The organism is Paraburkholderia sp. RL18-085-BIA-A (assembly GCF_046027075.1).
Classification (GTDB): Bacteria; Pseudomonadota; Gammaproteobacteria; order Burkholderiales; family Burkholderiaceae; genus Paraburkholderia.
In genome coordinates this window covers 65715-82042 of the sequence record NZ_JARESU010000021.1, presented here as the reverse complement: position 1 = coordinate 82042, position 16328 = coordinate 65715, and the positions used below count along the sequence as shown (strand labels likewise).

The 16328-nt window shown below is 66.4% G+C and carries 15 protein-coding genes; 8 read left to right on the top strand and 7 right to left on the bottom strand.

What is annotated here, in order from left to right:
* Positions 1-313: 313 nt before the first annotated feature.
* From P0D89_RS16950 to P0D89_RS16925, 6 genes are all read left to right on the top strand, one after another.
* Entirely contained in the window at positions 314-2812 is a 2499-nt protein-coding gene (locus tag P0D89_RS16950) for an acyl-CoA dehydrogenase (RefSeq protein WP_408361192.1), read from the top strand.
* Between the two features lie 98 nt (positions 2813-2910).
* Positions 2911-4338, top strand: a complete 1428-nt coding sequence (locus tag P0D89_RS16945) for a 3-oxoacyl-ACP reductase (RefSeq protein ID WP_408361194.1) — start codon at positions 2911-2913, stop codon at positions 4336-4338.
* Positions 4339-4340: 2 nt separating this feature from the next.
* Positions 4341-5282: a MaoC/PaaZ C-terminal domain-containing protein gene (locus tag P0D89_RS16940; RefSeq protein ID WP_408361196.1), complete on the top strand. Its 942-nt coding sequence runs from the start codon at positions 4341-4343 to the stop codon at positions 5280-5282.
* 124 nt (positions 5283-5406) lie between these two features.
* The gene (locus P0D89_RS16935) at positions 5407-6708 is read left to right on the top strand and encodes an acetyl-CoA C-acetyltransferase (protein WP_408361198.1); all 1302 of its coding nucleotides are present in this window, start codon (positions 5407-5409) and stop codon (positions 6706-6708) included.
* Positions 6709-6846: 138 nt separating this feature from the next.
* Entirely contained in the window at positions 6847-8643 is a 1797-nt protein-coding gene (locus P0D89_RS16930; RefSeq protein ID WP_408361200.1) for an AMP-binding protein, read from the top strand.
* A 37-nt stretch (positions 8644-8680) separates the two neighbouring features.
* Positions 8681-9703 (top strand): DUF1571 domain-containing protein, encoded by a 1023-nt coding sequence (locus P0D89_RS16925; protein ID WP_408361202.1) that lies wholly within the window; start codon positions 8681-8683, stop codon positions 9701-9703.
* Here P0D89_RS16925 and P0D89_RS16920 read toward each other — a convergent pair.
* The 5 genes from P0D89_RS16920 to P0D89_RS16900 form a co-directional block, all read right to left on the bottom strand.
* On the bottom strand, positions 9700-10149 hold the full coding sequence (locus P0D89_RS16920) for a hypothetical protein (protein WP_408361204.1): 450 nt from the start codon (positions 10147-10149) through the stop codon (positions 9700-9702). The two genes, P0D89_RS16925 and P0D89_RS16920, sit on opposite strands and share 4 nt — an antisense overlap.
* A gap of 46 nt (positions 10150-10195) precedes the next feature.
* Positions 10196-11773, bottom strand: a complete 1578-nt coding sequence (locus P0D89_RS16915) for an FAD-binding oxidoreductase (RefSeq protein ID WP_408361206.1) — start codon at positions 11771-11773, stop codon at positions 10196-10198.
* A 90-nt stretch (positions 11774-11863) separates the two neighbouring features.
* Positions 11864-12736: an anti-sigma factor gene (locus P0D89_RS16910; protein WP_408361208.1), complete on the bottom strand. Its 873-nt coding sequence runs from the start codon at positions 12734-12736 to the stop codon at positions 11864-11866.
* Positions 12733-13278, bottom strand: a complete 546-nt coding sequence (locus tag P0D89_RS16905) for a sigma-70 family RNA polymerase sigma factor (protein WP_408361210.1) — start codon at positions 13276-13278, stop codon at positions 12733-12735. Before P0D89_RS16905 ends, P0D89_RS16910 begins: the two co-directional genes overlap by 4 nt.
* 15 nt (positions 13279-13293) lie before the next feature.
* Complete coding sequence (locus P0D89_RS16900) at positions 13294-13437, bottom strand: hypothetical protein (RefSeq protein ID WP_408361212.1); 144 nt, start codon at positions 13435-13437, stop codon at positions 13294-13296.
* A 372-nt stretch (positions 13438-13809) separates the two neighbouring features.
* Between P0D89_RS16900 and hfq the strand changes: the two genes are divergently transcribed.
* Positions 13810-14322 carry an RNA chaperone Hfq gene (hfq, locus tag P0D89_RS16895; protein WP_408361214.1) on the top strand — a complete coding sequence of 171 codons (513 nt, stop codon included), beginning with the start codon at positions 13810-13812 and terminating at the stop codon, positions 14320-14322.
* Positions 14323-14342: 20 nt separating this feature from the next.
* On the opposite strand, the gene P0D89_RS16890 is transcribed toward hfq, so the two are convergent.
* Positions 14343-14561 (bottom strand): hypothetical protein, encoded by a 219-nt coding sequence (locus tag P0D89_RS16890; RefSeq protein ID WP_408361217.1) that lies wholly within the window; start codon positions 14559-14561, stop codon positions 14343-14345.
* 403 nt (positions 14562-14964) lie between these two features.
* Here P0D89_RS16890 and P0D89_RS16885 point away from each other — a divergent pair, with 403 nt between their 5' ends.
* Entirely contained in the window at positions 14965-15174 is a 210-nt protein-coding gene (locus P0D89_RS16885) for a hypothetical protein (protein WP_408361260.1), read from the top strand.
* Positions 15175-15572: 398 nt separating this feature from the next.
* On the opposite strand, the gene P0D89_RS16880 is transcribed toward P0D89_RS16885, so the two are convergent.
* Positions 15573-16310 carry a DUF2968 domain-containing protein gene (locus P0D89_RS16880; protein ID WP_408361219.1) on the bottom strand — a complete coding sequence of 246 codons (738 nt, stop codon included), beginning with the start codon at positions 16308-16310 and terminating at the stop codon, positions 15573-15575.
* Positions 16311-16328 lie beyond the last annotated feature (18 nt).

Below are 16328 nucleotides of genomic sequence, written 5' to 3'. Positions count from 1 at the left end.
GCGGCACGCAAGCAAGCGCACACCATAAACCCCGCAGATTCGACCCGCGCTCCGAGACCGCGCACCTAAGTCAGCTCACGCGGTCGAACTATCCATACGGCGCGCACGAGGTCACAGGCGCGGTTCGCAACAAGTCGCACAAACGCAGCACAAGCGCGGCATAAGCGCAGCACGAGAGCAATCAGAGCGCGTCCCCAAGCGCCGCGACGGCAGCGCAAAGCAGCCACACCGCCGCGCGGAAGATCACCAGAACGCGAGCCGTCCGTGCCCCATGTATGCGTTCGCACGCATCATCGAAACAGGAGGAAACGTCATGTCGTGGTTCATCCTAGTGCTCCTCATCGCCGCTCTTGCGCTCGTCTACGTTCAGGCGCGCGCGTCATGGTGGCTGGCCGCCATGATCGTCTGGGTGGCCGCCGCGCATGTCAGCGGCGCAGCGGGACCCGTCGGCACGACACTGCTCGCGATCGTGTTCGTCCTCCCTGCCCTCGTACTCACGCTCAAGCCGCTGCGCCGCGCGTGGCTGGCCAAACCGGTGCTCGAGATCTTCCGCAAGATCCTGCCCGAGATGTCGCCGACCGAGCGCGATGCGATCGAAGCCGGCACGGTCTGGTGGGACGCCGAGCTGTTCTCGGGACGCCCGCACTGGGACAAGCTGCTCGGCTACGGCCCGGCCACGCTGACACCCGAAGAGCAGGCATTCCTCGACGTCGAATGCGAGCAGCTGTGCGATCTCGCGAACGACTGGGAAACCACCATGGTCTGGCAGGACCTGTCGCCGGCCACCTGGCAGTTCATCAAGGAGCGCGGCTTTCTCGGCATGATCATTCCGAAGCAGTACGGCGGCAAGCAGTTCTCCGCGTACGCCCATTCGCAGGTCATCATGAAGCTCGCCACGCGCTGCTCGGCCGCCGCCGTGTCGGTGATGGTGCCGAACTCGCTCGGCCCCGCCGAACTGCTGATGCACTACGGCACCGACGAGCAGAAGAACCACTACCTGCCGCGTCTTGCGTGCGGCGACGAAATCCCCTGCTTCGCGTTGACGAGCCCTTACGCCGGTTCCGACGCGGCGGCGATTCCGGACCTCGGCATCGTCTGCAAGGGCAGCTTCGAAGGCCGCGAGACGCTAGGCTTTCGCGTCACGTGGGACAAGCGCTACATCACGCTCGGGCCGATCGCGACCGTGCTCGGCCTCGCGTTCCGCGCGCTCGATCCGGACCACCTGCTCGGCTCGAACGACGAGCCGGGCATCACCTGCGCGCTGATTCCGACCGATCATCCGGGTGTGAACATCGGCCGCCGTCACTGGCCGCTGAACGCGGTGTTCCAGAACGGCCCGAACTCGGGCAAGGACGTGTTCATTCCGCTCGACTGGGTGATCGGCGGGCGCGCGCAGGTCGGCAACGGCTGGCGCATGCTGATGGAATGCCTCGCGGCAGGCCGCGCGATTTCGCTGCCGTCGTCGAATGTCGGGATGGCGAAGCTCGCGGTGCGCGGCACTGGCGCGTACGCCGCGATTCGCCGCCAGTTCCGCACCGCCGTCGGCAAGTTCGAAGGCGTGCAGGAAGCGCTCGGCCGCATGGGCGGCAATCTGTACGTGATGGACGCCGCGCGCCGCCTGTCCGCGCAGGCGGTGGACCTCGGCGAAAAGCCATCGGTCATTTCGGCGATCGCCAAGTATCACATCACCGAACGGGCCCGCACGGTCATCAACGACGGCATGGACGTCTCGGCCGGCAAGGGCATCTGCATGGGGCCGTCGAACTTTCTCGCGCGCGCCTATCAGCAGGTGCCGATCTCGATCACCGTGGAAGGCGCGAACATTCTCACGCGCGGCCTGATCATCTTCGGCCAGGGCGCGATCCGCTGTCATCCGTATGTGCTGAAGGAAATGGCCGCGACGCGCGAGGCCGATCATGCCAAGGCGCTGCGCGATTTCGACGAGGCGTTCTTCGGTCATGTGAGCTTCACGCTCTCCAACGTCGTGCGCAGCTTCGTGTACGGCATCACAGGCGGCGTTCTGATCGCAAAACCGCGCACGGCGTCTGCGCCGCTGCATGGGTACTATCGCGCGGCCACGCGCGTGTCGACCGCCTTCGCGCTGCTCGCCGACGTCTCGATGTTCGTGCTCGGCGGCGATCTGAAACGCCGCGAGCGCCTCTCCGGCCGGCTCGGCGACGTGCTGTCCCAGTTGTACCTGATCTCGGCGACGCTCAAGCGCTTCGAAGACGAAGGCCGTCAGGAGGCCGATCTGCCGCTCGTGCGCTGGGGCGTCGAGGATGCGCTGTACAAGGCGCAGCACGCGCTCGACGGCGTGCTTGCGAATTACCCGAACCGGCTCGCCGCCGGCCTCGTGCGCTCGCTCGCGTTCCCGTTCGGCCTGCCGTACCGGGAACCGTCGGACCGCCTCGGCAGCGACATCGCCGAGCTGATGCAAACGCCTGGCGCGGCGCGCGAGCGTCTGGTGTCCGACTCGTATGTGCCGCATCCGGATGTCGACGCGCTCGGCTACGGCGAGCTGGTGTTCGAGCTGAACCCGCGCTTCACGCAGATCGACCAGAAGCTGCGCGACGCGGTCAGACAAGGCCTGCTCGCGCCGATGCCGCAAAGCCTCGCAGAGCTCGCCGCGTGGACCGACGCGGCCCAGCAGCAAGGCCTGATCGACGCCGACGAGCGCCGCGTGCTCGACGACTACGCACGCTATGGCGCGCAAGTCGTGAAGGTCGACGACTTCCCGGCCGACTTCGACATGCTGGCCGGGCTGCAAAAACGCAAGGAGGCGCTCGACCGCGCGCTGGAACTCGCGGCCTGAGTCCGGTTGGCGCGCGAAAAACCTGGTGGCGAGGCGTACCGGATGCGCTCAACTCAGTGCACACTGACACACGTCCGGCCAGCGGAGCAAACAACAATATGAACGACTCTTATCTGAAGTTCGTCAACTCGCCGTTCGGCGCGCGCCTCGCACGCTCGCTCGGCCTGCCCAGGCCCGAGGTGCTGCGCCGCTATCGCGCGGACCGGCCGGAGTTCGAGGGGCTGGTGGCGATCGGCGGGGGGCGCGAGCCTCGTCTGTTCGACGCGCTCGCGAATCTGGTGGCGAGCATCGGCGTGACGAGCGTCGCGCACGAGAGCGCTGGCCTGTGGGTGTCGCTCGCCACTCGCCACGGTCTGATGACTGGCCGCTTCGAAGCGGCGGAGCCCGGCTCGCCAGGCAAGCTCGCCGCACTGTTGTTCGACGCGAGCGGAATCGAGGACAGCAGCCAGCTCGCGCCGCTCTATCAGTTCTTTCACGACACGCTGCGCTCGCTCGGCAAGTGCGGCCGCATCGTCGTACTGGGACGGCCGCCGCAGGCCTGCGCGAGCCCGCGCCAATCGACTGCGCAGCGCGCGCTCGAAGGCCTGACGCGCTCGCTCGGCAAGGAAGCGGGACGCGGCAGCACGGCGAATCTCGTGTATGTCGCGCAGGGCGCGGAAAGCGGCGTCGAAGCGACGCTGCGCTTCTTTCTGTCGCCGCGTTCGGCATATGTGTCGGGACAGGTGGTGAGCATCGACGCGGGCGGCGCTGGCAACCCGGCCGACGCTCACGCATCGCCCGCATTCGACTGGGCGCAGCCGCTCGCGGGCCGGCGCGCGGTCGTGACGGGCGCCGCGCGCGGCATCGGCGCGTCGATTGCGAGCGTGCTGGCCGCCGAGGGCGCGCACGTGATCGGCATCGACATCCCGTCGGCGCGCGAAGCGCTCGACGCAACGATGCGTCAGCTGAACGGCACCGCGCTCGCGTTCGATATCGCCGCACCGGAAGCCGCCGCGCAGATCGCCGCGGCGCTAGACGAACTGGGCGTCGACATCGTCGTGCACAACGCCGGCATCACGAAGGACAAGACCATCGCGAAGATGACCGACGCCGCATGGCACAGCGTGATCGACATCAATCTCAGCGCACAGGAACGGATCGACGATGCGCTGCTCGGCGCCGGCATCCTGCGCGACGGCGGCCGCATCATCGGTGTGTCGTCGATCAGCGGCATTGCGGGCAATCGCGGCCAGACCAATTACGCCACCTCGAAGGCCGGCGTGATAGGCCGGGTGCAAAGCATGGCGCCGTCTCTGCGCGCGCGCGGCATCACGATCAACGCGGTCGCGCCCGGTTTCATCGAAACGCAGATGACCGCGAAGATTCCGCTCGCGATCCGCGAAGTCGGCCGCCGCATGAACTCGATGAGCCAGGGCGGCCAGCCGGTCGACGTCGCGCAGACCATCGCGTGGCTCGCGCATCCGGGATCGGCGGGCATCACGGGCCAGGTCGTGCGCGTGTGCGGACAAAGCCTGATTGGAGCATGAGCATGCGCGAACCAGGCGATCCGTTCGGCAGCGGGGCGGCGAGCGCGGCGCGGGCCGACGCGGTGCGGCCGAAGACCCTCGTCATCGAAACCTTGCCGGCACCGGCGAAGCTCTATGCGCGCGCGTTGACGGGCATCGTCAAGCGGCCCCGCCAAACGCATCAGCCGCAGTTGCCGCCGCTGCGCCTCGTGCGCCCCGCCGTCGCGCTCGAGCCGGGGCCGGTCTGGCGTTATGCACGCGTGTGCGGCTTCATTCCCGAGCACGGCGTGCCGCTCACCTATCCGCATCTGCTCGCGTTCCCGCTGCATCTGCTGATGCTGACCGATCCGGCCTTTCCGTGGCCGGCGCTCGGGCTCGTGCATCTGGCCAACCACGTGCGGCTGCGCCGGCCGCTCGCGTACAAGGACATGCTGCGCATCGAGGTGGAATTCGGCGCGCTGCTGCGTCACGACAAAGGCCAGGCGTTCGTGCTGCATACGCGCATGTACCGGCGCGGCGAGGCTGTGTGGGACGGCGACAGCGTCTATCTGAAACGCGCGGTGCCGGCGAGCGGCAGCGCGCTCGATCCGCTCGAACTCGGCCCCGCCGCGCTGCAGCGCATTTCGCGCTGGCAGCTCGCGCCGCAACTGGGCCGCGACTACGCGAGCGTGTCGGGCGACTACAACCCGATCCATCTCACCGCGCTGTCGGCGAAGGCGTTCGGTTTTCCGCGCGCGATCGCGCACGGCATGTGGACACTCGCGCGCGCCGCGTCCGCGCTGCAACCGCCCAAGCCGCTGGCCGAAGCGTCGCTCAGCGCCGAATTCAAAACACCGCTGCTGCTGCCGGGCGAGGCGTCGTTGTGGAGCGCGTCGCCGTCGCTGATCGAACGCGATATCGAGGTGCGCGACATCGCCGGAGACAAGCCGCATTTGCGCGGCCGCATGCAGTGGAGGCTGCAATGAAGTCGGCGCGCGGTTATCGCCGTCTGGAATTCATGCCGCCCCGCGGACGTTGTTGCATCAGAGCGTGGGACCCCGCCCGCACGAATCACACCACTTGAACAGCGAACGACCCAAGGAGCCGAGCATGTCCAACCCGCTACCCGCCGTGCGCCGCGTCGCCATCGTCGGGGGCAACCGGATACCGTTTGCCCGCTCGAATACCGCCTACGCGACCGCGTCGAATCAGGACATGCTGACCTTCACGCTGCAAGGGCTGATCGACCGCTACAACCTGCATGGCGAACGTCTGGGCGAGGTCGCGGCGGGCGCCGTCATCAAGCATTCGCGCGACTTCAATCTGACGCGCGAAGCCGTGCTCTCCACCACGCTCGCCAGGGAAACGCCTGCGTACGACGTGCAGCAAGCCTGCGGCACCGGCCTCGAAGCGGCGATCCTCGTCGCCAACAAGATCGCGCTCGGGCAGATCGACGTGGGCATCGCGGGCGGCGTCGACACGGCCTCGGATGCGCCGATCGGCGTCAACGAAAAGATGCGCCAGATCCTGCTCGAAGCGAATCGCAGCAAAAGCGCCGGGCAGCGCGTCGGCGTGCTGACCAGGCTGCGGCCCGGCATGTTCTTCAAGCCGCTGCTGCCGCGCAACGTCGAGCCGCGCACCGGGCTCTCGATGGGCGAGCACTGCGAGCTGATGGCCAAGCGCTGGAACATCTCGCGCGAGGCGCAGGACGTACTCGCCCGGGAGAGCCATCGCAAGCTCGCCGACGCCTACGCACGCGGCTTCGTCAACGACCTGATGACACCGTACCGGGGCCTCGCGCGCGACAACAACCTGCGCGCCGATCTGACGCTCGAAAAACTCGCGGGCCTGAAGCCGGTGTTCGACCGCGACGCCGGCACGCTGACCGCCGGCAACTCGACGCCGCTCACCGACGGCGCGTCCGCCGTGCTGCTCGCGAGCGAAGAATGGGCGGCCCGACGCGGGCTGCCGGTGCTTGCGTACCTGAGCGGGTCGGAGACGGCCGCGGTCGACTTTTTCGACAAGAAAGAAGGCCTGCTGATGGCGCCCGCCTACGCGGTGCCGCGCATGCTGGCGCGCGCCGGCCTCACGTTGCAGGACTTCGATCTGTACGAAATCCACGAAGCCTTCGCGGCCCAGGTGTTATGCACGCTCGCGGCGTGGCAGGATGACGAATATTGCCGCACGCAGCTCGGCTTGCCGGGCCCGCTCGGCGCGATCGACCGCGCGAAGCTGAACGTGAACGGCAGCTCGCTCGCCACCGGCCATCCATTTGCGGCGACGGGCGGACGCATCGTCGCCGGCCTCGCGAAGATGCTCGCGCAACTCGATAAACCGGCCGGCACCGCGCGCGGGCTGATCTCGATCTGCGCGGCAGGCGGCCAGGGAGTGGTCGCGATTCTGGAACGCTGAGAGTGGCAGCCGTTTTCGCGTTCGCCTGATTGAAGGGTTTGCTCGACGCGCGGCTGCAACACACGCTTTGCCTGCTTTGGCGACTGGCCGCCAAACCAGCACACAAACAGATGAAGCCACGGCTTCAGGAGACGACCGATGATCCAGCCTACTCAAGCCCCGCTCCCGCCGGCCGCCGGTTCCGCCGCGGCGGCGAACGCCGCGTCGAACCCCGCACCGCAGCCCGCGCCCAACACCGACGGCATCTGGTACGCGTCGTATCCGGCGGACGTGCCGCATGACATCGATGTCACGCAATACGAATCGCTCGTGCAGTTCTTCGACGAATGCATCGCGCGGTTCCGCGAGCGCGTCGCGTATGTGAGCGTCGGCGCGAATCTGACTTACGGCGAACTGGGCCGCAAGGCCACCGCGTTCGCCGCGTATTTGCAGAGCATCGGCGTGAAGCCCGGCGAGCGCGTCGCGATCATGCTGCCGAATACGTTCCAGTATCCGGTGTCGCTCTTCGGCGTGCTGAAAGCGGGCGCGGTGGTAGTCAACGTGAATCCGCTCTATACGGTGCGCGAGCTCGCGCATCAGCTGAAGGACAGCGGCGCGCAAACCATCATCGTGTTCGAGAACTTCGCAAAGACCGTCGAAGACGCGCTACCGGGCACCAAGGTGAAGAACGTCATCGTGACGGGTCTCGGCGATCTGCTGGCCGACGGTCTGAATCCGAAGGGACGTCTGCTCAATTTCATGTTGCGCCACGTGAAGAAGATGGTCCCCGCGTACAAGCTGCCGCAAGCGGAGCCACTGCTCGACGCGCTGTCGGCCGGTTACTCGCTGCCGTTGACGCCCGTGCGCGCCACGCACGAGGACATCGCGCTCCTGCAGTACACGGGCGGCACCACCGGCGTCGCAAAAGGCGCGATGCTCACGCACCGGAACATGATCGCCAATCTGCTGCAGGCGAAGGCGTGGGCCGAGCGCCAGTTGAACGGCGAAGCAGAAACGGTCCTCACGCCGCTGCCGCTCTATCACATCTATTCGCTGACCGTGAACGCGCTGATCTTCATGGGGCTCGGCGGGCGCAATATCCTGATCGCCAATCCGCGCGACATGAAGCGGGTAATGATGATCATCCGTCACGAGAAGTTCACCGGCATGACGGCGGTCAACACGCTCTACAACGCGTTTCTCGACAACGAGGAATTCTGCAAGCGCGACTTCTCGAACCTCAAGCTCGCGATGGCGGGCGGCATGGCAACGCAGAAGGCGGTGGCCGACCGTTTCAAGGCCGTCACCGGCAAGCCGATCATCGAAGGTTATGGGTTGACCGAATGCTCGCCGATCGTGTCGATGAACCCGGTCGACCTGAGCAACATGCGCGACTTCGAAGGCTCGATCGGCTTGCCCGCGCCGTCCACGCACGTGCGCTTCAGGAGGGACGACGGCAGTTGGGCCAACATCGGCGAAGCGGGCGAACTGTGCGTGAAGGGCCCGCAGGTGATGAAAGGCTACTGGAACCGCCCTGAAGAAACCGCCAGGGCAATCGACGACGACGGCTGGCTCGCCACCGGCGACATCGGCGTGATGGACTCGCGCGGCTTCATCCGCCTGATCGACCGCAAGAAGGACATGATCATCGTGTCGGGCTTCAACGTGTATCCGAATGAAATCGAGGACGTGATCGCCGCGCATCCTGACGTGCGCGAAGTGGCCGCAATCGGCGTGCCCGACGCGGCACAGGGCGAACGGGTGAAGGTGTTCGTCGTCAGGCGCAACCCGGCGCTGACCGCCGAGCAGGTGATCGCCCATTGCCGCAAGAATCTGACTGGCTACAAGGTGCCGAAGCTGGTGGAGTTCCGCGACGAGCTGCCGCAAACCAACGTCGGCAAGATTCTGCGCCGCGCGTTGCGCGACGAGGAACTCGCAAAGCAAAAGTCTGCCTGACAGGCAATGCGCTTCGCGTCACCTTCCGGAGAACTCGATGAAGCACCGCGTGTCAGCACGCTCGCGCCGATCGCCGGCTTTCGTGCGCGCCGTTGGGGTCGTCGGGATCGTCAAGATTGCGGTACGCGCCGCCGCGTCATGGCGCGCGCTGTCGCCACAGGGACTGCTGATCGGCGCGCTGCTGGCCGGCGCGGCCATCGTCGCCGCGCCAACGGCGTTCGCGCAGAACGACGACGCCCCGCCCCCGCTCGATGCCGCGAGCGCCGTCAAGGCGCCTACCACGCCGCCCGCGCAGGTCGGCAAGCTCAAGCTGGATCAGCAGGTCAAATGGCTGCGCGCCGCGCAACGCAGCGGCACGCTGGAAAAGCTCGGCGACGCGCAACTGGTCGCGCTGTTCCAGTCGCTCGATCCGCTCGCGCTGCCGCGCTACATCAAGGAAGGGCCGAACGGCTACGCGTCGTACGAGTTCACCATGTCGCGTTCAGAGCGTATTCACGGCCAGTGGCCCGACAAGCCCGATCACATGCTGGTGCGGCTCGCGCACGACCCGCTGCGGATCTACGCGAAGTGGCTGCCCGACGGCGCGCGCGCGGGCCAGGAAGTCATCTACGACGAGTCCAAACGGCCTGACGAAATGTACGGCCACATGGGCGGCCTGATGAACGTGATGCCGTTGTGGACCTCGCTGAACGGCGCGCTCGCGCGCTCGCAATCGAACCACGACGTGCGCGATCTGGGCACCGAGTACATCGCGAATCAGTACCTCAGCGAGGGCAAGAAATACATCGAGGCCGGCTTGCCGCGCTCGACCCAGGTGGAAGTCAAAACGATCGACGGCGTGCGCGTGGTGGCCTTCACATTCGAAACGCCGACCGGTCAGCCGCAGTTCTACGCGAAGAAGGAAACGCTCGGGCTCGATCTGCGGCATCCGTACTTCCGCACCGTCGAGTCTTATGACAACGACGGCAAGCTGTTCGAGCGGATCGTGTTCGAAACCATCACGCCGAAGACTTTCGACGACGCCACCTTCAACCCTGAGAACAAGGCGTACAAGTTCTAGTTTCCACTGTGGTCGTCGCGTGAAAGGCGCGGCGTGAACGCGAAGACGACGTGCGCCTGTTGTGCCGTTGAGCCCGTGCGCGGGTCGTGGCTGTGTGCGGCCAGCAGATGCCCCGCACGGGTCACAAGTTCGCCGAGCACGAAGTAGTCGGACGCGCGCGTGAGGCCGATCAGCGCAGGCGGGATTGGCGCGGAGGTCGGGCTGGATGTCCGGCTTAGAAGCGGCGCAAGCGTCGTGTACCACAGCGCGCCGATGTCGCCACCGGTTTCGAACGTCGGCAGCTTAAGTTGCGCGGCATAGCGCGCGAACGACGGCCCGCTCGCGAGCGTCGAGTCGAAGATCGCGAGCGTGCCCTCACGCGTTGCCGCTTGCGCAAGCCACGGCCACGCGCCGCCGGCCACGCTCGACCACCATGCTCCGGTCATCATGAAGGTGCGTCGGTCCATGAATGACTCCTGTCGCTATAGCGCGAACCGCGCGCGTTGTCCGCGTTCACGTGTACCCGCGCCGGTCGCGCCATGCCGCCGGCCAGATGCCCTGCTTGCCCGGCGCGAGAATGCCGTTCGGGTCGAGCGCGTCCTTGATCGTTTCCGACAGCCGCAGCAACGCGCCATCGTTGAAGCTGTATTGAGCCGCCGCAAAATCCATGTACGCGAGATGCGCGCGATACTCGCCGTACCCCGCCGCGCGCGCATCGCTCATCAGCGAACGCAGCAACGCGCCCGCCTGCTCGACCTGGTCCGCGTCGTCGCGGTCGAAGATCGCCGCGAAGATGTGATGCAGATGACGCTCGCCCGCCGTGAATCCGCCGTAGTAATCGAAGCCGTATTCCGCCGCGCGCGTCTTGACCATGGTGTACTGGCGCAACGCGTCGCGCCCGGTCGCCGGGCACACCGGCGCGAAGTCCACGTGCGCGCCCGCGCCGCCACGCCAGTCGAGCATGCGGAACGCGCTCATCGCGGGAATGCCGGCGAGGTTGCGGTCGCCGCCGCCGGTTGGCTGCGCATCGCCCGCATAACGCGCGGCGAAAAACCGCGCCTGCGGCACGTGGGCGAACGCGCGCTGCACGATCGCGTGGCGCGCGTCGATCAGTTCGGGCGTGCCGTAGAGCGCGAAATGCAGATTCCAGCGGCCGACGTTCAGCTTGTCGAGCATTGCGGCGACCGCGCTTTCCGGCATCGCGCCTGGGCCTTCGTACCACTGCCTGCGCGCCGACAAACCCGCCGCGCGGCGCAAGCCGCCTTCGATCACCGCGCGATTGCGGATCGTCTCGTCGAGCCGCAACGGCCGCAGAATGTCCACGATCGCTTCGAGATCGGCCTCGTGGCGAAACTGGATTTCGCCGAGCAGATACGCGGGCGGCGCGGGCATCAGCCAGACCCCCAGCTTGGTGACGATGCCGTAATTCGACTGCATGAACATCGAATCGAACGAAGGGCCGTAACCCGGCTGATACAACTGCCATGCGGTGCCGATCTCGATGCCGCCCATGCCGGTGCGCAGCACGTCGCCGTTGGCGAGCACCACTTCCATCCCGCACTGTGTCGCCGCATGATCGCCGTACGCGGTGTAGCCGAAGCCGCGTTCGAGCGTGTTGCCGACCACGCTGCCCCAGCCGGCCGCGGGCGGATCGACCCACAGCTTGTAGCCTTTGTCGCGCAGATGCGCATACAGATCGAAGTAGCTGACGCCCGGTTCGACCAGCGCGTACGCGAGCGTCTCGTTGACTTCGATGATACGGTTCATCCTCTGCAGATCGAGCACGACCGATCCCGCGAGACGCGGCGCGGCACCGCCGTACGCGAAGTTGCGGCCGGTCGAGACGGTCCACAACGGAATCCGGTATTGATTGGCGACGCGCAGCACCGCGCGAATCTCGTCGACCGAGCCGGGCAGCAGCGCAGCGCTCGCTGAAAACGCCGCGGGCTCGCCGGGCGCGAACGGATCAAGATAGGCTGCGAGCCCTGAGGTCGAAGTCACCACGTGCTCGTCGCCGACAATCGCCCGCCATGCGGCGAGCGCGCGATCGAATTGAGCGGCGGAGAGTCTGGGCGGGACGCTCGAGGGCAATGAATTTTCCTCCTGTGGATGAAAGGCGCGCGGCGTATGAGCCTGTGTATTTTGCGCCGGCGCGTTCCCGTGGCTCGGTGTGCTCGCCCGCTACTGCCACGCTTCCGGCTTGCCGCCGAGCGCGCTGCACACGTCGATTGCGATCGAGCGCAGCTTGCCTTCCGCGATCGACCCGGACAACGCATAGCCCATGCCGTCGTTGACCCAGTAGAAGGTGCGCCGGTTGCCGTCGCGGAACAGGCGGAACGCGGTTTCGTCGCGCGCAATGCCGGTGACGTACAACGTGAGGCGCACGCCCGTGCTGTTCTCGTACATGAACTGCGCGGCCGGTCCCGCCTCGCCGGGCAACAGCCGTCCACCCACCAGCGAATACCCATATTCCTGCAACGACGGCACCGACAGCGGACGGTTCAGCCGCTTGGACAGCCAGTTGATCAGATGCTCTTCTTCGCTCGCGGCGACTTCCACCGGATGACGCCGCTCCGGCGTGTACACCGCGTAGGCGATGTCCGCACGCTGCGCGAAGCTCGGCGGCTGGCTGCCCGCGCCACCCCATGCGCCGCCCCACTTGCCGCCCGTCAGGCGCGGCGCGAGCGGCCCCACCGCCAGCGCAAGCCCCGCGCCGACCGCGAGCCAGCAAGCGGCGAGGCCCACGCGTTGCCACCACGGCGGGCTGCGGCGCACCACGATGAAGGCGGGTTCGTCCGCGGCGTCGCGCTCGGGGTCGTCGTGACGCTCGTCGAAATCAGCGCGCGCGCTGCGCTGCGGCGCGCCGCACAGCGCGCGCAGCGCGGTTTTCTGCGCGCGCCACGCGGCCACCCGCGCGGCGGCCTGCGGATACTGCTCCAGCTGCGCCTCGATCGCGGCGTGCTGCGCGTGCGGCAATTCGCCGTCGACAAACGCCGACAGCGCTCGCAGATCGAGCCCTTCGGGCAAGCCGGGATCGTAGTCGTCGTTGTTCATTGCTGGTTTCTCACCACTTTCAACGGCGGAGACTTGCGCGTTGGGCCTTGGGTTGGCCCATGCGCCGGCCCCTCCGTCAGCAGCACGCGCATACGCTCACGCGCGCGCGACAGGCGCGACATCACCGTGCCTATCGGCACGCCGAGCGCCTTCGACGCTTCCTGATAAGACAGTTCTTCCACGCAGACGAGCAGCAGCACTTCACGCTGCTCGACCGGCAAACAGTACAACGCGCGCTGCAGGTCGCGCAGCATCAGACCGTCGACTTCTGCTTGCGGCGCCTCCAGATTGCGCCACGGCGCGCTTTCGTCATCGACGGCGATTTCGCGGCGGCCGCGGAGCTGATCGATATAAAGATGCCGCAGGATCGTCAGAAGCCACGCGCGCAGATTGCTGTTGGGCCGGAACGCCGACCAGCGCGCGAGCGCACGCTCGGCCGTATCCTGCACGAGATCGTCGGCCCACGCGCGGTCGCCCGTCAGCGCGCGCGCATAGCGGCGCAACTGCGGGAGCCACGCGATCACATCCGCTTCGAAGCTCACCTTGTGAGCGGAAACTCAGTAGCCGCCACCGCCGCTGCTGGTGCCGCTGCTGCCTGACGCGCCGCTGTCGGTCGCGGACGTGCAACCGCCGGTTGCGAGCGACCCGAGCGCAAGCGCGAGCAACATGAAGACGGCGGACAGAATACGGGATGCTTTCATGGCGAATCTCCTTTGGAGCGTCCGGCGCTAGCTGGCCACCGCCCCGATCCGGCCGCGCGCGGAATTGCGACGCAGCCATGTATGACTTAACGCGGGCGCAGCGGGATTTATTCCGCGCAAAGGGCTCGCACACCTATCCTTTTCCGCCATCCGCGCCGGGAATGCCGGGTGAATGCGTGGATGATGCCCGGGGTGATGCGGAAGAAACCGCCATAGCCCAGCAGATTCGTAACTCAACGTTACAGTCAAGAGTTATCAGATGCTTATGCGCTCACAAGCCGTTATAGTGGACGCAGTTCGGGCCGCCGACTCGTTCCGCCCCACACAGGGTAGAATTGCGGCGAACCACCGTCTTTCTAACCTGAATTGTCCATGGCATCCGCAGAATCGCACCCGCAAAACGATTTCATGAACGCTGCGCGCAAAGAACGAAAGCGCGTTGAGATCTACCTCGTCAACGGCATTCGCCTGACGGGGTGCATCGAGTCGTTCGATCAGTACCTGGTGATGCTGCGCACGCCCGTCGGTCTGCAAGGCATCTACAAGCGTGCGATCTCCACGATCCAGCTCGACACCGGCACACGTCCGGCGCCGCGCGCGGGGCGTCCGTCGCATGGCGAGCACAACACACGTGGTCCGCACGGCTCGCGTGAACCGCGCGACCATCGTGAGCCGCGCGAACCGCGTGAACCGCGCGAGTCGTACGGGGCGCCGTCCACGGACCGTTCATCGTCCGAGCGCGGCAGCGGCACGTCCGACGGCCCCGTAGTCGTCACGCGCCGCCGGCGTCTGTTCGGCACGGGCGGCGACGGCAACCACGGCGGCGGCAATCATGGCGGCAGCGGCAGCCCCGGGAACAATGGCGGCAACAACGGCAACGAATAAGCGGCCGTCGCGGCGCTCGGCTACGTCACCGGCTTGCCGAGCCGCTGCAAGATCTTCTCCAGTTGCATCACCCGCTGCTCAGTCAGCTCGAATCCCCCTTTGACCGCCAGCACGCGGCGCCGCCAATAGCCGGAATCCAGCGTGCGCAGCGCCGGTTGCCTTGTTGCCCACTCCAGATGTTCCAGCTCTGCTTCTACCACGTGTGACGCGATCACGCGCGCAGGTTTTTTCCGGTCCATGTTGTTCGCTGCCTCGTGATTGGCCAGTGCTGTTGCGCTCTCTTCCGAGCGAGGCGGACGTCGGTCCGCGCGATGCGGTCCGCCGCCGCTTGTGGCTTGTGGCTTGTGGCTTGTGGCTTGTGGCTTGTGGCTTGTGGCTTGTGGCTTGTGGCTTGTGGCTTGTGGCTTGTGGCTTGCGACAGTTTGTGTTTTTCCGCTTCGCTGCCTGGCGACACACGGAAAACGAGGTGACGGCGCGGAATTCAAATGGCGCTGTGGCGTTAGGTGCTGGCTGCCGCTAGCGCCATGCTTGTGGCCTCGAAAGGCGACGCTCGCGCTGCGCGCTAGAGCCATTCGGCCGACCCTCGATCAGGTCCGCCATGCGCTATGCTGAATAGTGAACTCTCTTTTAGCGGAGCGCGTCATGACCATCAGGAAGCCCCCCGTATCCCAGCCCGGCATGCAGCCGGGAATCAAGTCCGCGGCGGCGCGGGCGTCGATTGAATCGGTCGAGAGCCGTCTCGACGAGGCGCTCGAGGAAAGCTTCCCCGCTAGCGACCCGATTGCCGTCGATATGACAGATCCCCATGCGGCGGTGAAGACGGCGTCACCAGAGGGAAAGAAGCGGCCTTAGCGCAGGTGATGACGGCTGGTTTCGCCACTGTATGGCGGCAACGCGAACGAGTTTGGAAAATCGGAGAATGGTCGCCGTCACTGCTCGTGCGGAACATGCGACGTTGGAGCGGAAAACCGGCGTGCGATGGCAATGCAGATAGCCGCGCGAGAATCCGGCTTGCCGGACAAACGCGGACCGGCGAACGCGGACAGCACCGCAAAGATCGCTGACCAAGGCCGCCAGCCAGATAGCGGCGTTGGCAGCGTATGTGCCCAGCACCAGCGTGGGCGGCAAAGGCACTACCGCATCAGCATGGCCGCGGCCGTCGTGCCCTGCAACCACCGCGGACTGTCAGTGAATCACGCGGCGCTTCCCCGCTCCGCCCTCCCCGCCCGACGAACCTCAAGCCATCGCACTCAATGCGAAGGCAGGCCGCTCTCCAGTTGGCGCTGGAGCTCGCGCACCTGGCGCTGGGCCACGCGCAACTGATCCTGCGCGGCAAGCTTCTGCTGAGCGAGCGCCGTGGCTTCGGCATGCTTCTCCTGCTGCTGGGTCGCAACGATGCTCTGCTGCTGCCGCGCGACATCGAGGTCGGCCTGCAAGCGGTTCGCGCGGTCCTGCGACAACGCGATCATCCGCTGCGTGAACGCCTTCTGCGCTTCGAGCTGCGTGCGGCGAATCTCGACATCCGACAGTTGCACCGTCTGACGCACGAAGTCCTTGTAAATCATGTCGGCGCGCGCGGCGTCCTGCGTCTTGATCACGCGCCAGAAATTCTTTTGCTGGAACAGCGCGACGTAGTACGTCATTTCCTTGCCGTAAAACAACAGGCTCGCCCCGTAGCTGCCGTTGTAGGTGGTGCGCAGTTCGCTGAGATCCGACCCGTGGATCATCTGCTGCAATTCCGCCACGTTGCCCGCGGCGGATTGCCGGTTTTCGTCCGGGGTCAGTGCGGTGGTCTCCGCCTGCCCGGTCTGCCCGGTCTGCGCGGTCTGCGCGGTGGCTGGTAGCGCGGTGCTCGTGCCGGGCTGGGAAACGACGCCAGCGCTTGCGACGCTACTGTCCTGCAGAGCCTGAGCATTCGCACCTTGCACGGCTCCCACTGCGATGAATGCGGCGAGAGCAATCTGCCGCAGCTTCGACTTTTGGTCCATGTAATTCCTGCTTGAACA